This window comes from Amycolatopsis sp. MtRt-6 (assembly GCF_017308975.1).
Taxonomy (GTDB): Bacteria; Actinomycetota; Actinomycetes; order Mycobacteriales; family Pseudonocardiaceae; genus Amycolatopsis.
Genome location: NZ_JADWPD010000022.1, coordinates 166,818 through 182,928 on the forward strand (window position 1 = coordinate 166,818; position 16,111 = coordinate 182,928).

Consider the following 16,111-nt stretch of genomic DNA (forward strand, 5'->3'; position numbering starts at 1 on the left):
CACTCCGTGAAGGAGCGCCGGGCTTCTGTCCACAAACCTCAGGAAGCCGGCAGGGCCGCCAGCCGTGCGGTGATGCGGTCGATGTCCGCCGCCGCCGTTTCCTTGCGGGTCTTGATCTTCGCCACCACCTGCTCCGGGGCCTTGGCGATGAACGCCTCGTTCCCCAGCTTCGCCTCCGTCTGCGACAGCTCCTTCTGCGCCGCCGCGAGGTCCTTCTGGAGACGCTTGCGCTCGGCCGCCACGTCGACCGTGCCCGACAGGTCCAGCTCCACCGTCACCACGCCGGCCGCCAGGGCGACCTCCAGTGCGGCGCTCGCCGCGAAGTCGTCCGCCGGATCAGTCAACCGGACCAGCGAACGGATCGCCGATTCGTGGCCGCCCGTGTAGCCCGCCAGGCGGGCCGCCACCTTCTGGCCCGGCTTCAGGCCCTGGTCCGCGCGGAACCTGCGGATCTCCGTCACCAGCTTCTGGACGTCCGCGATCCGGGCGTCGGCCGTCGCGTCCGCGTAGCCCTCGAACGGCGCCGGCCAAGCGGCGATGACCAAGGAGGAGCCGCCTGTCAGGGCCGTCCAGAGCTTCTCCGTGATGAACGGGATGAACGGGTGCAGCAGCCTGAGCACCGTGTCCAGCACGTGACCCAGCACCGACCGGGTCGCCGCCACCCGGGCGTCATCCCCTTGGTACAGCTGGACCTTCGCCAACTCCAGGTACCAGTCGCAGAGCTCGTTCCAGGTGAACTGGTAGAGCGCGCCCGCCACCTTCGCGAACTGGAAGTCCTCGAACAGTCCGTCCACTTCGGACACCAGGGCGGCCAGGCGGCCGAGGATCCAGCGGTCGGCCTCCGTCAGCTCACCGGCAGACGGCAGCGGCGACGACACCGAAGCGCCGTTCATCATCGCGAACTTCGTCGCGTTCCACAGCTTCGTGCAGAAGTTACGGGAACCCGCCGCCCACTCGTCGGCCAGTGCCATGTCCGCGCCCGGGTTCGCGCCGCGGGCCAGGGTGAACCTGGTCGCGTCCGCGCCGTACGCGTCCATCCACTCCAGCGGGTCGATCACGTTGCCGCGCGACTTCGACATCTTCTTGCCCTGGGCGTCGCGGATCAGGCCGTGCAGATACACATGGTCGAACGGCTGCTTGCCGTCCATCTGGTGCACGCCGAACATCATCATCCGGACCACCCAGAAGAACAGGATGTCGTAGCCCGTCGACAGCACGCTCGTCGGGTAGAACTTCGCGAGGTCTTCCGAAGACGACGGCCAGCCCAGCGTCGACATCGGCCACAGGCCCGACGAGAACCACGTGTCCAGCACGTCCGGGTCCTGCGTCCAGCCCTCGCCCGTCGGCGGCTGCTCGTCCGGGCCCACGCACACGACTTCGCCGCCCGGTCCGTAGTACACCGGGATGCGGTGGCCCCACCACAGCTGGCGCGAGATCGTCCAGTCGTGCATGTTGTCGACCCAGTCGAAGTACCGCTTGCCCAGCTCCGGCGGGTGGATCTTCGTGCGGCCGTCACGCACGGCGTCACCCGCCAGCTTGGCCAGCTCCTCGACCTTGACCCACCACTGCAGCGACAGCCGCGGCTCGACCACCGTGTCGCAGCGCGAGCAGTGCCCGACCGCGTGCACGTACGGCCGCTTCTCCGCGACGATCCGGCCCAGCTCCCGCAGCGCCGCGACCACCGCGGGCCGCGCCTCGAACCGGTCGAGGCCCTCGAACGGGCCCGCGACCGTGATCTCCGCGCGCTCGTTCATGATCGTCAGCATCGGCAGGTCGTGGCGGCGGCCGATCTCGAAGTCGTTCGGGTCGTGCGCCGGGGTGACCTTCACCGCACCGGTGCCGAACTCCGGGTCGACGTGCTTGTCGGCCACGATCGGGATGCGGCGGCCGGTCAGCGGCAGCTCGACCTCGGTGCCGACGAGGTGCGCGTACCGCTCGTCGTCCGGGTGGACGGCGACCGCGGTGTCGCCCAGCATCGTCTCCGCCCGGGTCGTCGCGACCACGATCGCGTTGTCGCCGTCGCCGTAGCGGATCGACACGAGCTCGCCGTCGTCGTCGTTGTGGTCGACCTCGATGTCCGACAGGGCCGTCTGGCAGCGCGGGCACCAGTTGATGATCCGCTCGGCCCGGTAGATCAGGCCCTCGTCGTAGAAGTTCTTGAACACCGTCTGGACGGCCTTCGACAGGTTCTCGTCCATGGTGAACCGCTCGCGCGACCAGTCGACGCCGTCGCCGAGGCGCTTCATCTGGCCGAGGATCTTGCCGCCGTACTCGGCCTTCCACTCCCAGACGCGCTCGACGAACTTCTCGCGGCCCAGGTCGTGGCGGGAAAGCCCTTCGCCGGCCAGCTGGCGCTCGACGACGTTCTGCGTCGCGATGCCGGCGTGGTCCATGCCCGGCAGCCACAGCACCTCGTAGCCCTGCATGCGACGGCGGCGGCTCATCGCGTCCATCAGGGTGTGGTTGAGCGCGTGGCCCATGTGCAGCGAACCGGTTACGTTCGGGGGCGGCAGTACGATCGAGAACGGCGGCTTCCCCGACGAGGCGTCGGCCGTGAAGTACCCGGCCGCTACCCAGCGGTCGTACATCGGTGCTTCCTCGGCGGCCGGGTCCCAGGCACCCGGAAGGTCGGTGGTCTGCTGCGGAGCGTTCTCGGTCACAATGGACAAGTCTACGAACCCGTCACGGCGGGTCACCCAGGGGGAAGGCACTCGGGATGACACAGCCTCAGCAGCCGCAGGATCCGGACGACCGGCGCCTGGAGACGCACCCGGACCTGATGAACCCGGACTGGCAGAAGTACGCCGCGCGGGACGCCTGGCTGGGCGCGAAGAAGGACCTCAAGAAGCGCCGCAAGCGCGAGCGCCGGGCCGGCGGGTACCGGCAGCCGGGGCAGAGCCGCTGGCCGGGCGTGCTCGCCCTGTTCATCGTGGTCGGGCTGGTCGCCGCGGCGATCATCGTGCACCAGCTCCAGGGCGTCGGCGTCAACGAATTCGCGTACTTCGGGTAACGCTCGTCCCCCGCCATCGATGATCAGACATCGACCTGGGGGGACACATGGACGAAGAAGACCTGCTCGACTCGCACCCGGACCTGATGGACCCCGACTGGCGCAGGCACGCGCAGAAGGACGCCTGGCTGGGTTCGAAGAAGGACCGCAAGCAGTTCCGCAAGCAGCAGAAACGCGCCGCGCGCGGCCCGCGCCGCCGCTGGTGGATCTTCGCCGTGCTGCTGCTGGTCCTGGCCGTGACCACGACGGCGATCGTGCTGGTCGGCCGTCGCCCCGCCCAGGACGCCGCGCCGCCGGACCCGACGTCGGTGCCGGACGTCGCCCCGGTCGACCTGGCCCGGCCGTACGCGCACACCCCCGCCGACGGCTGGCCGAAGGGCATCGACGGCATCACCGCACCCGCCCCGGCCGCCGTCGGCGCCTTCAAGGCCGACGCGGTCGCCGCCGCCTACACGAAGGTCAAGCAGGTCATCACCGCCGCGCACCTCGACCCGGCGGTCCTGACCGGGCACGACGCCAAGGCGTACGCGGCCCTGTTCGCCCCCGACGACCGCGACCAGATCCTCCCGGAGCTGGCCAAGAAGCCCGGCTTCGGCGCCTACGTCACCGAGATCGCCGACGGCCACCACCTGCTCGACGCGGGCCCGCGCACCTTCGGCACGCTCACCGCGCGCGCCGGCGCCAAGCCCGGTGAGCTGGTCGTCGAGGCGAAGTACACGGTCGCCTACGCCTTCGACCACGCGCACCCCAAGGAGCTCACGAGCCCCGCGGAGATCGTCACCTTCGAGCGCCGCGACGAAACGTACGTCGTCCGAAGCGGCCCGTCGTTCGCCAAGAGCAGCCACGGCCTGTGGATCGCCGACACCGCCATCGCGTTCTCGTCGGTGGGCTGCGCCGCCGCCAAGGAGGGCTACCTGGCACCGGGCTACGCGAACCCGCGGTCGCTCACCCCGCCGACCGGCGAGCGCGACGCCCCCGGCTACTACGACCCGAAGTACCCGGTGCCGAACCTCGACGGCTGCGGTGACTGACCTCCGAGATGCACAGTCTGGACTGCACAGTTAAACTGTGTACATGGGCGAAGTACCTGCGCACGTCGCCGAAAGCGCCGGCTGGATCCGCGGGGTCGTCGGGCAGCTGCACCGGCGGCTGCGCCACGTCGACAACGCGGGGGTCCTGACCCCTTCGCAGTCCGCCGTGCTCCACCGGCTCCACCGCGAAGGCCCGGCCACGCAGGGTGAGCTGGCCGCGGCCGAGCACGTGCGGCAGCAGTCGATGGCCGCCACCCTCGGCGTCCTCGACGAGCTGGGCTACCTCGCCCGCACCCCCGACCCGGCCGACCGGCGCCGCGTGGTGATCAGCCTGTCCGACGCCGGCCGCGACACCGTGCGCGGGATCCAGCAGCACCGCGACGAGTGGCTGGCCCAGGCCCTGCTCGACGAGCTGTCCCCCGCCGAGCTCGACGCCGTCACCCGGGCGCTGCCGCTGCTGCAGCGCGTCGCGCAACACTGAAGGAGTTCCCCACGAGCACCGTCACCGCTCCCGCCAAGTTCGGCGCCCGCCTGGTCACCCCGCTGGTGGCCGGCGCGGTGCTCAACCCGATCAACTCCACGCTCATCGCCGTCGCGCTCGTCCCGATCGGCCACAGCTTCGGGGCGGGCCCCGGGCAGACCGCCTGGCTGATCTCGGCGCTGTACCTGGCCACCGCGGTCGGGCAGCCGGTGGTCGGCCTGCTGGTCGACCGGCACGGTGCCCGCCGCGTCCTGCTCGGCGGAGCCTCGCTGGTGATCGTGGCCGGGATCGCGGGCATGATCCCGATCTCCGTCGGCTGGCTGACCGGCGTGCGGGTCGTCCTCGGCCTGGGCACGTGCGCCGGCTTCCCGGCCGCGATGGCCGTGCTGCGCCACCACGCCGAAGCGAGCGGCCAGGGCGTGCCCGCGCGGGTGCTGTCGCTGCTGTCGATGTCCGCGCAGACGGTGATGGTGATCGGCCCGACACTGGGCGGGGTGCTGATCGGGCTCTTCGGCTGGCCGGCGATCTTCGCGGTGAACATCCCGCTCGCCGGGTTGTCACTGGTCCTGGCGCTCCTGTGGGTGCCGGAGGACGACCGGGGCGAGCGCACCGCCACCCGGATCGACGTGCTCGGCATCGCGCTGTTCTCCGCGACCCTGCTGGCGCTCCTGTTCTTCCTGATGGACCCCGGCGCCGAGGTCTGGCTGCTCGCCGTCGTCGCGGCGTTCGGGACGGCCTTCACGCTGGTCGAGCTCCGGCGTGACACGCCGTTCCTCGACCTGCGGATGCTCGCGGCCAACGGCGCGATCCTGCGGACGTACCTGCGGCAGGCGCTGAGCTTCATGGCCATCTACGCGATCATGTTCGGGTACGTCCAGTGGCTGGAGACCGCGCGGCAGCTGTCGGAGGAGGCCGCCGGGCTGATGCTGCTGCCGATGTCGGCCACGGCGGTCTGCGCCGCGGCGTTCTCCGGGCGCGCGTCCGCCATCAAGGCGCGGCTGGTCACCGTCGCGGTGGCCCTGGCCGGCGGGTCGGCGCTGCTGCTGCTCGTCCACGACGGCACCTGGGTCGGCGCGCTGCTCGCCCTGGCCGCGTTGTTCGGCCTCGCCCAGGGGCTGACGAGCGTCGCGAACCAGACGACGCTCTACCGCGAGGCACCGGCCGAGCAGATGGGCACGGCGAGCGGGTTGTTCCGGACCGCCCAGTACCTCGGCGCGATCGTGGCTTCGACGCTCATCGCGCTTTGCTATGGCCCGCACGCCGACTCGGCGGGCCTGCACCGGCTGGCCGTGGCGCTGGTCGTCATCAGCGGCCTGCTGCTCGTGGTGACCCTCGCCGACCGTGGGTTGCGGACCCCTGTTAGCGCGCTCGCCCATCGAGGCGCACGATGAACACATGACCCGTGAAGCGCCGGCGCAGGACGTGGACGAGACCCGCCTCGAGGTGGGCAAGCCGAAGGGCTGGGCGGCCGGGATACCCGGCGTCGCCGTGTCGCTCGCGCGCAGCGTCGAGCAGATGGGCACCGGCCGGACCGTCAAGGCCCTGCGGCTGCTGAACCAGCGCGAGGGCTTCGACTGCCCGGGCTGCGCGTGGCCGGAACCCCGCGAGGTCGACGGCGAGAAGCGCAAGCTGGCCGAGTTCTGCGAAAACGGCGCCAAGGCCGTCGCCGAGGAAGCCACGAAACGGCGGGTCGACCGCGCCTTCTTCGCGCGGCACCCGATCGCCGACCTCGAAACCAAGACCGACTACTGGCTGGGCCAGCAGGGCCGGATCACCGAGCCGTTCGTGCTGCGCGAAGGCGCGACGCACTACGAGCCGATCTCCTGGGACGCCGCGTTCGAGCTGGTCGCGGGCGAGCTCAAGGCGCTCACCGACCCCAACGAGGCGATCTTCTACACCTCCGGCCGCACCAGCAACGAGGCCGCGTTCCTCTACCAGCTGCTCGTGCGCTCCTTCGGCACCAACAACCTCCCCGACTGCTCCAACATGTGCCACGAGTCCTCGGGCGCGGCGCTGGCGGCCACCACCGGCATCGGCAAAGGCTCGGTCAGCCTCGCCGACATCCACAAGGCCGACCTCATCGTCGTCGTCGGGCAGAACCCGGGCACCAACCACCCGCGGATGCTCTCGGCGCTGGAAGAGGCCAAGGGCAACGGCGCGCGGATCATCGCCGTCAACCCGCTGCCCGAAGCCGGGCTGATGCGGTTCAAGAACCCGCAGAACGTCCGCGGCGTCGTCGGCAAGGGCACGCCGCTGGCCGACGAGTTCGCCCAGGTCCGCCTCGGCGGCGACCTCGCGCTGTTCCAGGCCGTCGGGCACCTGCTGCTCGCCTGGGACGCCGAGGCACCCGGCGCGATCGTCGACCGCGACTTCGTCGACCGGGTCACCGAGGGCTTCGACGACTACGCGAAACACCTCCAGGAGATCGACTGGCCGGAGACCGAGCGCGCGACCGGCCTCCCGCGGGAACAGATCGAGCGCGTCGCGCGGATGATCGCCTCCTCCCAGCGCACGATCTACTGCTGGGCGATGGGGCTCACCCAGCACAAGCACGCCGTGCCGACGATCTCCGAGATCGCGAACCTCGCCCTGATGCGCGGGATGATCGGCAAGCCGGGCGCGGGCCTGTGCCCGGTGCGCGGGCACTCGAACGTCCAGGGCGACCGGACGATGGGCATCTGGGAGAAGATGCCGCAGTCCTTCATGGACGCGCTGGCGGGCGAGTTCGGCATCGAGGTCCCCCGCGAGCACGGCTTCGACACCGTCGACGCGATCCGCGCGATGCGCGACGGCCGCGGCAAGGTGTTCTTCGCCGTCGGCGGCAACTTCGCCTCGGCGACGCCGGACTCGGAGCTGACCGAGAAGGCGCTGCGCTCGTGCTCGCTGACCGTGCACGTGTCCACCAAGCTGAACCGGTCGCACGTCGTCCACGGCCGCACCGCCCTGATCCTGCCGACGCTCGGCCGCACCGAACGCGACGTCCAGGCGAGCGGCGAGCAGTTCGTCACGGTCGAGGACTCGATGTCGCAGGTGCACCCCTCGCGCGGGCGCCTGCGGCCGGCGAGCGAGCACCTGCTCTCCGAGGTGGCCATCGTCTGCCGGCTGGCCGAGACGCTGTTCGGCGCGGGCCACGCCGTGCCGTGGCGGACGTTCGAGGCCGACTACGACCTGATCCGCGACCGCATCTCGCGGGTCGTGCCGGGCTGCCAGGACTACAACCGCCGCGTCCGCGAGCCGGACGGCTTCGTGCTGCCGCACGCCCCGCGCGACTCGCGCGAGTTCACCGGGACCGCCAACGGCAAGGGCAACTTCACGGTGTCGGAGCTGGAGTACCCGAAGGTGCCCGAGGGCCGGCTGCTGCTGCAGACGATGCGCAGCCACGACCAGTACAACACCACGATCTACGGGCTGTCCGACCGCTACCGCGGCATCGAGAACGCCCGCCGGGTGGTGCTGGTGCACCCGGCCGACATCGCGGCGCTCGGCCTCACCGACGGCGAAACGGTCGACCTCGTCTCGGAGTGGCGTGACGGCGATCGCCGGGCCCCGGCGTTCCGGATCGTCGCGTACCCGACCGCGCGCGGCTGCGCGGCGGCGTACTTCCCGGAGGCGAACGCGCTGGTGCCGCTGGACGCGGTGGCGGACAAGTCGAACACGCCGGTCTCGAAGGCGATCGTCGTGCGGCTCGAACCTCAGTCCTGAAAGTCCCGCTGCAGCGTGCCGGCCATGTCCGTGACCACGGCCTGCACGCTGTCCAGCGTCGCGGGCGGGATCAGCGCGGCTTCGGTGCCACCGTCGGCGATGGCCAGGCCCAGCACGACGTTGCCGGTCCGGACGGCGGCCCACTGCTCGGAGAACCCCGCCTCGTCGCCGACGCCGGTGGCGAGCCGGACACCCGAGTGGTCGCCGAGGGCGTCCGTCATCAGCTGGCTGGCCTTCGCGGCGGCCTCGTCCGCGTCGGACTGCGTGAACCGCACCACGGCGATCGTGAGGAGCCGGTAGTCCTGCAGGTTGGGCTTGCCGCCGCCGAGGTCGCGCGCGTACAGGCGGCGGCAGGTGGTGACCTCGTTGCCCTCGGTGGCGCGGTCGTCGGGGACGACCTTGGCCTCGGCGGCCTTCACCGAGTCGGCCGGGATCTCGACGGTCCCGGGCGCGAGCTGCGCCTGCGCGTTCGGTCCGATCAGCCGGCACGCGTCTATCGCCCCCGGGTAGTGCGCCGACGCGGACGCCGACTGGCACCCGGCGGAAAGAACGGCTGAAACGAGGACGGGCAAGATCCACCCACCCCGGGCGACGCTGCTGCGCATAAATTCCGGACTTTCCGTATTCCCTGAAATCGATTTTCCAAGATCGCCCACCGGTCGGGTGGACTTTCCGCCGTCACGTGGTCCTGCCCCGCCGACGGTCCCCGCACCCTGCCTCACCAGGGCGGCAGCGTCAAGACCAGTGGCCGGGGTGGTCCACCGCGGTACGGCGGTCCCGGGCTCGCGGGAATTTCCCGCGCATTTCAGGGATTCGACGGAAAATCCTGAACTTCGCCGTCGATCAATTCAGCGGGCGGTCAATCCACGCAGACGACGCCGTTCGAGGTGATCGGCTCGTCCGAGGCACCGCCGGGAGCACCGCCACCCGCGGCCGCGCCGGGACCGGAGTAGACCGCCCCGAGCACCACCTCGATGTGCCCGGCCGGCACCGACGCGGACTGCTGCGTCGTCAGCCCGCCCAGCGCCTTCGCCACCTCGGCGCCGCGCCCCGCCAGGTCGGGGCCGAAGCGGACCAGTGACGTCCGCCGGGCGGCGGTGTTGCCCGCCGAGTTCGCCGTGAACCCCTTCTCGCGCAGGACGCCCGCCACGCGGCCGGCGAGGCCTTCCTTCGAGCTCGCGTTGGAGACGTCGACGGTGACCGCCGTGGCCGGCGTGGTCGTCCCGGTCGGCGGGGCGGGGGCCGCGGGCCCGATCAAGCCGGCCGCGAAGGCCTTCACCGCGGCCGGGTCGACCTGCACCGCCGTCGCCCGGGGGTTCGACTTGTCGTACCGGTAGTCGACGTTGACGACCGGGATCGTCGCGAACTGGATCCCGCCGCCGCTGACCCCGCGCATCTGCCCGACGAAGTCGAGCAGGTTCCACGAGGCGTCCAGCACGACCGAGCGCTTGACGGCGTCGATCAGGTCGGACAGCTTCCCCGGGTCGGCCAGCGTGCCCGCCGACAGCACCTGCCGGGCCAGCCCGGCGAGGAACACCTGCTGGCGCCGGACGCGGGCGAAGTCGGTACCGGGGAGGCCGTCACGCTGCCGGACGAAGGCGAGCGCGTCCGCCCCCGCGACGGTCTGCGGACCGGCCTTGAAGTCCGCTCCCGAGTTCTTGTCCTTGGTGGCGTTCTTCAGGCAGACGTCGACGCCGCCGATGGCCTTGCTGATCTCGTAGAAGCTGAGCAGGTTGACTTCGGCGAAGTGGTCGATCTTCACCCCGGTCAGGTCCTCGACCGCCTGACGCGTCGCCCGGCGCGCCGCGGTGAGCGCGCTCTGGTTGATCTTCGCCTTGTCGGTCTCGCCCGCGTTGCGCAGCCGCCCCGCTTCGGCCGCCTTCGCCCGCCCGAACGCGCCGTTGATCTTGCCCTTCCCGCCCGGCATCGAGACGTAGCTGTCCCGGGGTATGGAGAACGCTTTCACCTCTTTGGTGCCGTTCGGGATCCGCAGCACGATCAGCGTGTCGGTGAGGTCGTCGCCGTTGGCGCCGGCCCGCAGCTCGCGCAGCACTTCCGGCGGCAGCGGGTTCCCCTGGTTGTCACTGCGGGAGTCCCGGCCGACCAGCAGGATGTCGAGCGAGCCGTCGGCGGGCTGCTCACCCGGCTTCGTCTCGCCTTCCGGGTCGATGACGCTGTCCCGCGACACCTCGTTGAGGGAGCTCAGGTTCACGTAGCCGTACGCCGTGCCGCCGAACACCACGAGAGCCAGCCCGGCGACGGCGATCTTCCCCAGTACATGCACGACTCCCTGGACGCCCGAGTACCGGGAACCGCTGCACGAGTGAGAGCTGCGTCACATTCGCAGGTGTGAGGCTCCGTTGAGGTCGAGGACCGTCCCGGACGCCCAGGTCGCCTCGGCGGAGGCCAGGTAGACGACGGCCGCGGCGACCTCCTCGGGCGTGCCGACCCGGCCGAACGGGCTCTGCGCGCGCAGGGCGTCGTCGATCCGGTCCGCCACGCGCTCGGTGGCGGTGAAGCCGGGCGCCACCGACGTCACGGCGATCCCGTGGGGCGCGAGCGAGACGGCGAGCGACTGGCCGAACGCGTGCAGCGCGGCCTTGCTCGCCCCGTACGCCGGGTGGTCGGGCTCGCCCTTGAACGCCCCGCGCGAGCCGATGTTGACGATCCGGCCGGGCGCGCCCCGGCCGATGAGGTGCCGGGCGACGCAGTAGCTCAGGTTCGCCGCGCCGACGAGGTTGACGTCGAGGGTGCGCCGCCAGATCCGCTGCCAGTCCGCGTAGGACACGCCGGCGACGGGGTGCGCGGTCTCCGCCGACGTCGCGACGGCGGCATTGTTGACCAGCACGTCGACGCCGCCGAGGCCGGCCTCGGCGGCGTCGGCGAGCTCGCGGGCCGCCTCGGGGTCGGCGAGGTCGCCGCCGAGCAGCACGTGCCCCTCGCCGGGCAGCGCTTCCAGCGTCTCCCCGGCGTCCGCGGCCCGGTGTCCATAGTGGACGGCCACCCGGTCGCCCCGCGCCGCGAACGCCGTGGCCACCGCGCGCCCGATCCCGCGGGACGCGCCGGTGACGAGAACTCCTCTGCTCATCCGAACAGCTGTACCAGCTTCAGGAACAGCTGGTACACCCCGTACCCGAACGGGAGCACGACCCACGCCCAGGCCAGCGCGATCAGCGGCACCCGGCCCGGCTTCGTCGACGGCTCGCTCATCACGCCTCACTCCTCACGGCCTCGGGGACCGGCTCGTGGAACTTCTCCTTGACCGGGCGAACCAGTTCGTTGGCCACGAAGCCGACCACGAGCAGGCCGATCATGATGTAGAACGACAGCTCGTACAGCGCCGGGCCGGACTTGCCCGCCGCCTTCTCGCTGTCGGCGATCCGGTTGACGATCAGCGGGCCGAGCACGCCGGCCACCGACCACGCCGTCAGGAGCCTGCCGTGGATCGCGCCCACCTGGTAGGTGCCGAAGAGGTCCTTCAGGTAGGCCGGGATCGTGGCGAACCCGCCGCCGTAGAACGACAGGATCACCATCGCGCACAGGATGAACACCAGCTTCGACGAGTTCTCCGTCAGCGCGATCACCAGGTACAGGACCGCGCCCACGCCGAGGTACGTGCGGTAGATGTTCTTGCGGCCCACCAGGTCCGAAGTGGACGACCAGACGAACCGGCCGAGCATGTTGCACAGCGACAGCAGCGCGACGAAGCCCGCCGCCGCGGCCACGCCCACCGGCGTCGACGTGCCCTTGAAGAAGTCCTGGATCATCGGCGACGCCTTCTCCAGGATGCCGATGCCCGCGGTGACGTTGAAGCACAGCACGACCCACAGGCACCAGAACTGCGGGGTCTTGATCGCGTTGGCCGCCGAGACGTTCGCCGTCGTGATCATGGCGGCGCCGTGGTCGGTCTTCGGCTCCCAGCCGTCGGGCTTCCAGCCGTCGGCCGGCACCCGCACGAGCAGCCAGCCCATCGACATGAACACCGCGTAGACGACGCCGTGGACCAGGAACGCGGTCGCGATGTCGCCCGCGGCCGGCGCGGTGCCCAGCATCGACGACGACCACGGCGAGGCGATCAGCGCGCCGCCGCCGAAGCCCATGATCGCGATCCCGGTGGCCATGCCCGGCCGGTCCGGGAACCACTTGATCAGCGTCGAGACCGGCGAGATGTAGCCGATGCCGAGCCCGACTCCGCCGATGCCGCCGTAGCCCACGACGACGAGCCAGAACTGCCCGGTCGCCACGCCGAGCGCGGAGATGAGGAAGCCACTGGCGAAGCAGCACATCGACACGAACATCGCCCAGCGCGGGCCGTTGCGCTCGACGAGCGTGCCCCCGAACGCGGCGGACAGCCCCAGCATGACGATGCCCAGCTGGAACGGCAGCGAGCTCTGCGTGCCGTTGAGGTGCAGCGTCTTCTCGAGCGGGGTCTTGAAGACGCTCCACGCGTAGGCCTGCCCGATCGACAGGTGCACCGACAGGGCCGCCGGCGGCACCAGCCAGCGTGTCCAGCCGGGCGGCGCCACGATCCGGGATCGGTCCAGGAAGCCGAGAGCCATCGGTTCCCTCCGTATTCTGGGGATGATGGAGGGAATGTATTACTAAATACCCGGCGTTGCACCATACGAGTGTCGAACTTCCGGGCAGGGAAAGGTGTGCTGATGGGCAGGGTGACCGTGCGCAGGCCGGTGCGGCGGATCTCCGCGGCCGGGGACCGGCGCCGCCCGGACGCGCTGGCGGCCGAAGAGCCCCTGGAACTGCGGGTGGGCGGCCGCGCGCTGGCGGTCACCATGCGCACACCCGGGCACGACGTCGAGCTGGCCCACGGTTTCCTGCTGTCCGAAGGCGTGATCGGCGGCCGCGAGGACGTCGCCGTCGCCCGCTACTGCGACGGCGTCGACGACCAGGGCCGCAACACCTACAACGTGCTGGACATCGCGCTGGCCGACGGCGTGCCACCGCCGGACACCGGCGTCGAGCGCAACTTCTACACGACGTCGTCGTGCGGCGTCTGCGGCAAGGCCGCGCTCGACGCGGTCAAGCTCCGCACCCGCTTCTCCCCCGCCACCGCGGAGTTCGCCGTGAAGAGCGAGACCCTCTCCGGCCTGCCGGACGCGTTGCGCGCCCACCAGAAGGTGTTCGCCAGCACCGGCGGCCTGCACGCGGCGGCGCTGTTCACCCCGGACGGCTCGCTCGACGTCGTCCGCGAGGACGTCGGGCGGCACAACGCGGTGGACAAGGTGCTGGGCTGGGCGGTCCTCGACGGCCGGATCCCGGCACCCGGCCACGGCCTCCTGGTGTCCGGGCGCGCGTCGTTCGAGCTGGTTCAGAAGGCCGCGATGGCGGGCATCGGGCTGCTGGCCGCGGTGTCGGCCCCGTCGTCGCTGGCGGTGGAGCTGGCCGAGGAGAACGGCATGACCCTGGTCGGCTTCCTCCGCGGCGACTCGATGAACCTGTACACCGGGGACCACCGCGTCCTGACCTGATCCACCCAGCCGGTTGCCTCGCGGGCGCCGGTCGGGGTAATTTCCATACGGTGACGTATGCGTATGTAAAAGGGGGCGCTGTGGATCAGGCCGATGTGGTGGTCGCGGGAGCCGGTCCGACCGGTCTGGCGCTGGCGTGCGGACTGGCCGCCCAGGGCGTCGGCGTGCGCGTCGTCGACCGCGCCACCGGGCCGGCGACGACGTCGCGGGCGAACATCCTGCACGCGCGGGGCGTCGAGGTGCTCGGCAGGCTCGGGGCCGTCGGCGACCTGCGCGACCGGGCGCTGGCGCCGGTCGGGATGCGGATGCACGTGCGGTCCCGCCCGATCGCGACGATGCGGTTCGCGCCGAACGAGCGGGAGCCGGTCCAGGCGTTGTTCGTCTCCCAGGCCATGGTCGAGGAACGGCTGCGGGCGCGGTTGGCCGAGCTCGGCGGCGAGGTCGAGTGGGGCACGGCGGTCACCACCGCGGTCCAGGACGCCGACGGGGTGACGGTCGGGTTCGCCGACGGCGGGCGGGCGCGCGCCGGCTGGCTGGCCGGGTGCGACGGGGCCCACAGCGCGGTGCGCGGGCTCGCCGGGATCGAGTTCCCCGGGGTGCCGGTCGTGGAGCAGTTCCTGCTGGCGGACGTGCACGCCGGCTGGGCGCGCGACCGGTCCGCGTCGGCCGGGTTCTTCCACCGCGACGGCCTGCTGCTGGCCATTCCGATGCGCAGCGCCGACGGCGACCTCTGGCGGCTCATGGCCGACGTGCCCGAGAGCGGCCGTCGCCTGGCCGAACCGGACATCGTCGCGGCGTTCGAGCGGCTGCTGCCCGAGCGGGCCGGCGAGACCGGGGTCCGCATCCGCGAGGCGGTCTGGACGTCGGTCTTCCGCGTCCAGCGGCGGCTCGCGGCGGACTACCGGAGTGGCCGGATCCTGCTGGCCGGCGACGCCGCGCACATCCACAGCCCGATCGGCGGCCAGGGCATGAACACCGGCATCGGCGACGCGGAGAACCTGGCGTGGAAGCTCGCGCTGGTCGTGCACGGCCGGGCGGAGGAGGCACTGCTGGACACCTACACCGCCGAACGCCGTCCACTCGCGACCGAGGTGCTGCGCCGGACCACGGCCAACACGAAGATCCTGGTCGGCGAGAACGCGGTGACCCGGCTCGTCCGCGACCGGGTCTTCGTCCCGCTCCTCACCTCGCCCCGGGTGCAGCGGCAGGCGACCCGGACGGCGTCCCAGCTGGGCGTGACCTACCGGGGCGGTCCGCTCGGCGGCCGCGGCCGGGCGCCCCGTCCCGGCGACCGGGTCCCGGACCGGCCCTGCCGCCGCACCGACGGGAGCCCGGCCAGGCTGCACGCCGAACTGGGCCCGGCCTGGGTCGTCCTCGCCCGGCCCGGTACCGCGACCGGCGCGCTCCTGAGCACGGCCAGGGAGCACCTCGGGCCGGATGTCACCACGTTGGTCGACGACACGGCACCGGGCGCACCGCTGGTGATCCGCCCCGACGGCCACCTCGCGTGGCGCGGTACCGACCCCGAGGCGCTGCGCCGGTGGTTCGCCGGCGCGCTGCGGACCAAGATGGGGGCGTGACCACCGAGACACCGCGCCGCGCGGGACCCGGACGGCCCCGGGATCCGCACGCCGGCACCGCGATCCTCCGCGCCGCCGTGGACCTGCTCGTCGAACGCGGCATCGACCAGACGAGCATGGAAGGCATCGCCAAACGGGCGGGCGTCGCGAAGGTGACGGTCTACAAGCGCTGGAAGACGAAGGAAGAGCTCCTCGCCGACGCGATCGAACAGGTCCGGGACGACATCCCGGGCCTGGGCGAAGTCCCCGTGCCCGAGGACCTGCCGGACCTGGTCGAGGCGCTCCTGCCGCAATGGGGCGCGGTGCTGGCCGATCCCCGGTATCGCGCGCTGTCCGCTCGCCTGCTCGGCGCGGGCCCCAGCCACCCGGCACTGCTGGAGGCGTACTGGCGGCACCACGTCCTCCCCCGGCGCCGCCACGCCCACGCCCTCCTCGGCCGGGCCCAGGCCGCGGGCGTCCTCGATCCCGCCACCGACATCGACGTCCTGCTCGACATGATGGCCGGCGCGGTCATCCACCGCCTGCTGCTCGAACCGGCCCGGCTGCGACCGGAGGAGATCAGCGCCTACCTCCGGCGGCTGCTCCGGCAGGCCGGCCTCGTCCCGCCGGCCGCCTAGTAGTACTTTGTTAGGTCTTGGCGTGTCGTGGGGACGTGGAGCAGGCTGGGTGATTTCATGCTTCGGTGACTCCTGACGAGCTTGTCCATGTCCGGCAATGTCTTGAGTCCTTTGCGGCGGAGGTGTTCGCTCCTTTGGCCCGGTCGGATCAGCGGGCCAAGGGCGAGACGTATCTGCGGGGGCTGTTGCTGGATGGGCGGCGTA

At 71.6% G+C, this 16,111-nt stretch carries 14 protein-coding genes; 8 read left to right on the plus strand and 6 right to left on the minus strand.

The annotated features are described in order from the left end of the window. Nucleotides 1–38: 38 nt before the first annotated feature. Nucleotides 39–2,660, minus strand: a complete 2,622-nt coding sequence (locus I4Q55_RS32065) for a valine--tRNA ligase (RefSeq protein ID WP_206793098.1) — start codon at nt 2,658–2,660, stop codon at nt 39–41. A gap of 56 nt (nt 2,661–2,716) precedes the next feature. Here I4Q55_RS32065 and I4Q55_RS32070 point away from each other — a divergent pair, with 56 nt between their 5' ends. From I4Q55_RS32070 to I4Q55_RS32090, 5 genes are all read left to right on the plus strand, one after another. Continuing rightward, nucleotides 2,717–3,010 carry a hypothetical protein gene (locus I4Q55_RS32070; RefSeq protein WP_206793100.1) on the plus strand — a complete coding sequence of 98 codons (294 nt, stop codon included), beginning with the start codon at nt 2,717–2,719 and terminating at the stop codon, nt 3,008–3,010. Between the two features lie 47 nt (nt 3,011–3,057). Then, nucleotides 3,058–4,041, plus strand: coding sequence for a hypothetical protein (locus I4Q55_RS32075; protein ID WP_206793102.1), 984 nt, complete (start codon nt 3,058–3,060; stop codon nt 4,039–4,041). Between the two features lie 43 nt (nt 4,042–4,084). Continuing rightward, entirely contained in the window at nt 4,085–4,522 is a 438-nt protein-coding gene (locus I4Q55_RS32080) for a MarR family winged helix-turn-helix transcriptional regulator (RefSeq protein WP_206793104.1), read from the plus strand. A gap of 65 nt (nt 4,523–4,587) precedes the next feature. After that, entirely contained in the window at nt 4,588–5,913 is a 1,326-nt protein-coding gene (locus I4Q55_RS32085) for an MFS transporter (RefSeq protein ID WP_206793106.1), read from the plus strand. A 4-nt stretch (nt 5,914–5,917) separates the two neighbouring features. Further along, nucleotides 5,918–8,224, plus strand: a complete 2,307-nt coding sequence (locus tag I4Q55_RS32090) for an FdhF/YdeP family oxidoreductase (RefSeq protein WP_206793108.1) — start codon at nt 5,918–5,920, stop codon at nt 8,222–8,224. Here the strand turns inward: I4Q55_RS32090 and I4Q55_RS32095 are convergent. The 5 genes from I4Q55_RS32095 to I4Q55_RS32110 all read right to left on the minus strand — a co-directional run bounded on the left by I4Q55_RS32095 (nt 8,215) and on the right by I4Q55_RS32110 (nt 12,783). Next, complete coding sequence (locus tag I4Q55_RS32095; RefSeq protein ID WP_206793110.1) at nt 8,215–8,796, minus strand: hypothetical protein; 582 nt, start codon at nt 8,794–8,796, stop codon at nt 8,215–8,217. The two genes, I4Q55_RS32090 and I4Q55_RS32095, sit on opposite strands and share 10 nt — an antisense overlap. Nucleotides 8,797–9,083: 287 nt before the next feature. After that, nucleotides 9,084–10,508, minus strand: a complete 1,425-nt coding sequence (locus I4Q55_RS32100; protein ID WP_206793112.1) for an LCP family protein — start codon at nt 10,506–10,508, stop codon at nt 9,084–9,086. Nucleotides 10,509–10,559: 51 nt separating this feature from the next. Then, the gene (locus I4Q55_RS32105) at nt 10,560–11,312 is read right to left on the minus strand and encodes an SDR family NAD(P)-dependent oxidoreductase (protein ID WP_206793114.1); all 753 of its coding nucleotides are present in this window, start codon (nt 11,310–11,312) and stop codon (nt 10,560–10,562) included. Then, nucleotides 11,309–11,434, minus strand: coding sequence for a hypothetical protein (locus I4Q55_RS50295; RefSeq protein WP_277992004.1), 126 nt, complete (start codon nt 11,432–11,434; stop codon nt 11,309–11,311). The genes I4Q55_RS32105 and I4Q55_RS50295 overlap by 4 nt, the downstream gene beginning before the upstream one ends. Next, nucleotides 11,434–12,783 carry an OFA family MFS transporter gene (locus tag I4Q55_RS32110; protein WP_206793116.1) on the minus strand — a complete coding sequence of 450 codons (1,350 nt, stop codon included), beginning with the start codon at nt 12,781–12,783 and terminating at the stop codon, nt 11,434–11,436. The genes I4Q55_RS50295 and I4Q55_RS32110 overlap by 1 nt, the downstream gene beginning before the upstream one ends. A gap of 102 nt (nt 12,784–12,885) precedes the next feature. On the opposite strand from I4Q55_RS32110, the gene fdhD reads away from it, so the two are divergent. The 3 genes from fdhD (at nt 12,886) to I4Q55_RS50710 (ending at nt 15,907) form a co-directional block, all read left to right on the plus strand. Continuing rightward, nucleotides 12,886–13,710: a formate dehydrogenase accessory sulfurtransferase FdhD gene (gene fdhD, locus I4Q55_RS32115; RefSeq protein ID WP_206793118.1), complete on the plus strand. Its 825-nt coding sequence runs from the start codon at nt 12,886–12,888 to the stop codon at nt 13,708–13,710. Nucleotides 13,711–13,790: 80 nt separating this feature from the next. After that, nucleotides 13,791–15,290 (plus strand): FAD-dependent monooxygenase, encoded by a 1,500-nt coding sequence (locus tag I4Q55_RS32120; protein WP_206793120.1) that lies wholly within the window; start codon nt 13,791–13,793, stop codon nt 15,288–15,290. Next, nucleotides 15,287–15,907: a TetR/AcrR family transcriptional regulator gene (locus I4Q55_RS50710; RefSeq protein WP_206793122.1), complete on the plus strand. Its 621-nt coding sequence runs from the start codon at nt 15,287–15,289 to the stop codon at nt 15,905–15,907. The genes I4Q55_RS32120 and I4Q55_RS50710 overlap by 4 nt, the downstream gene beginning before the upstream one ends. Nucleotides 15,908–16,111 lie beyond the last annotated feature (204 nt).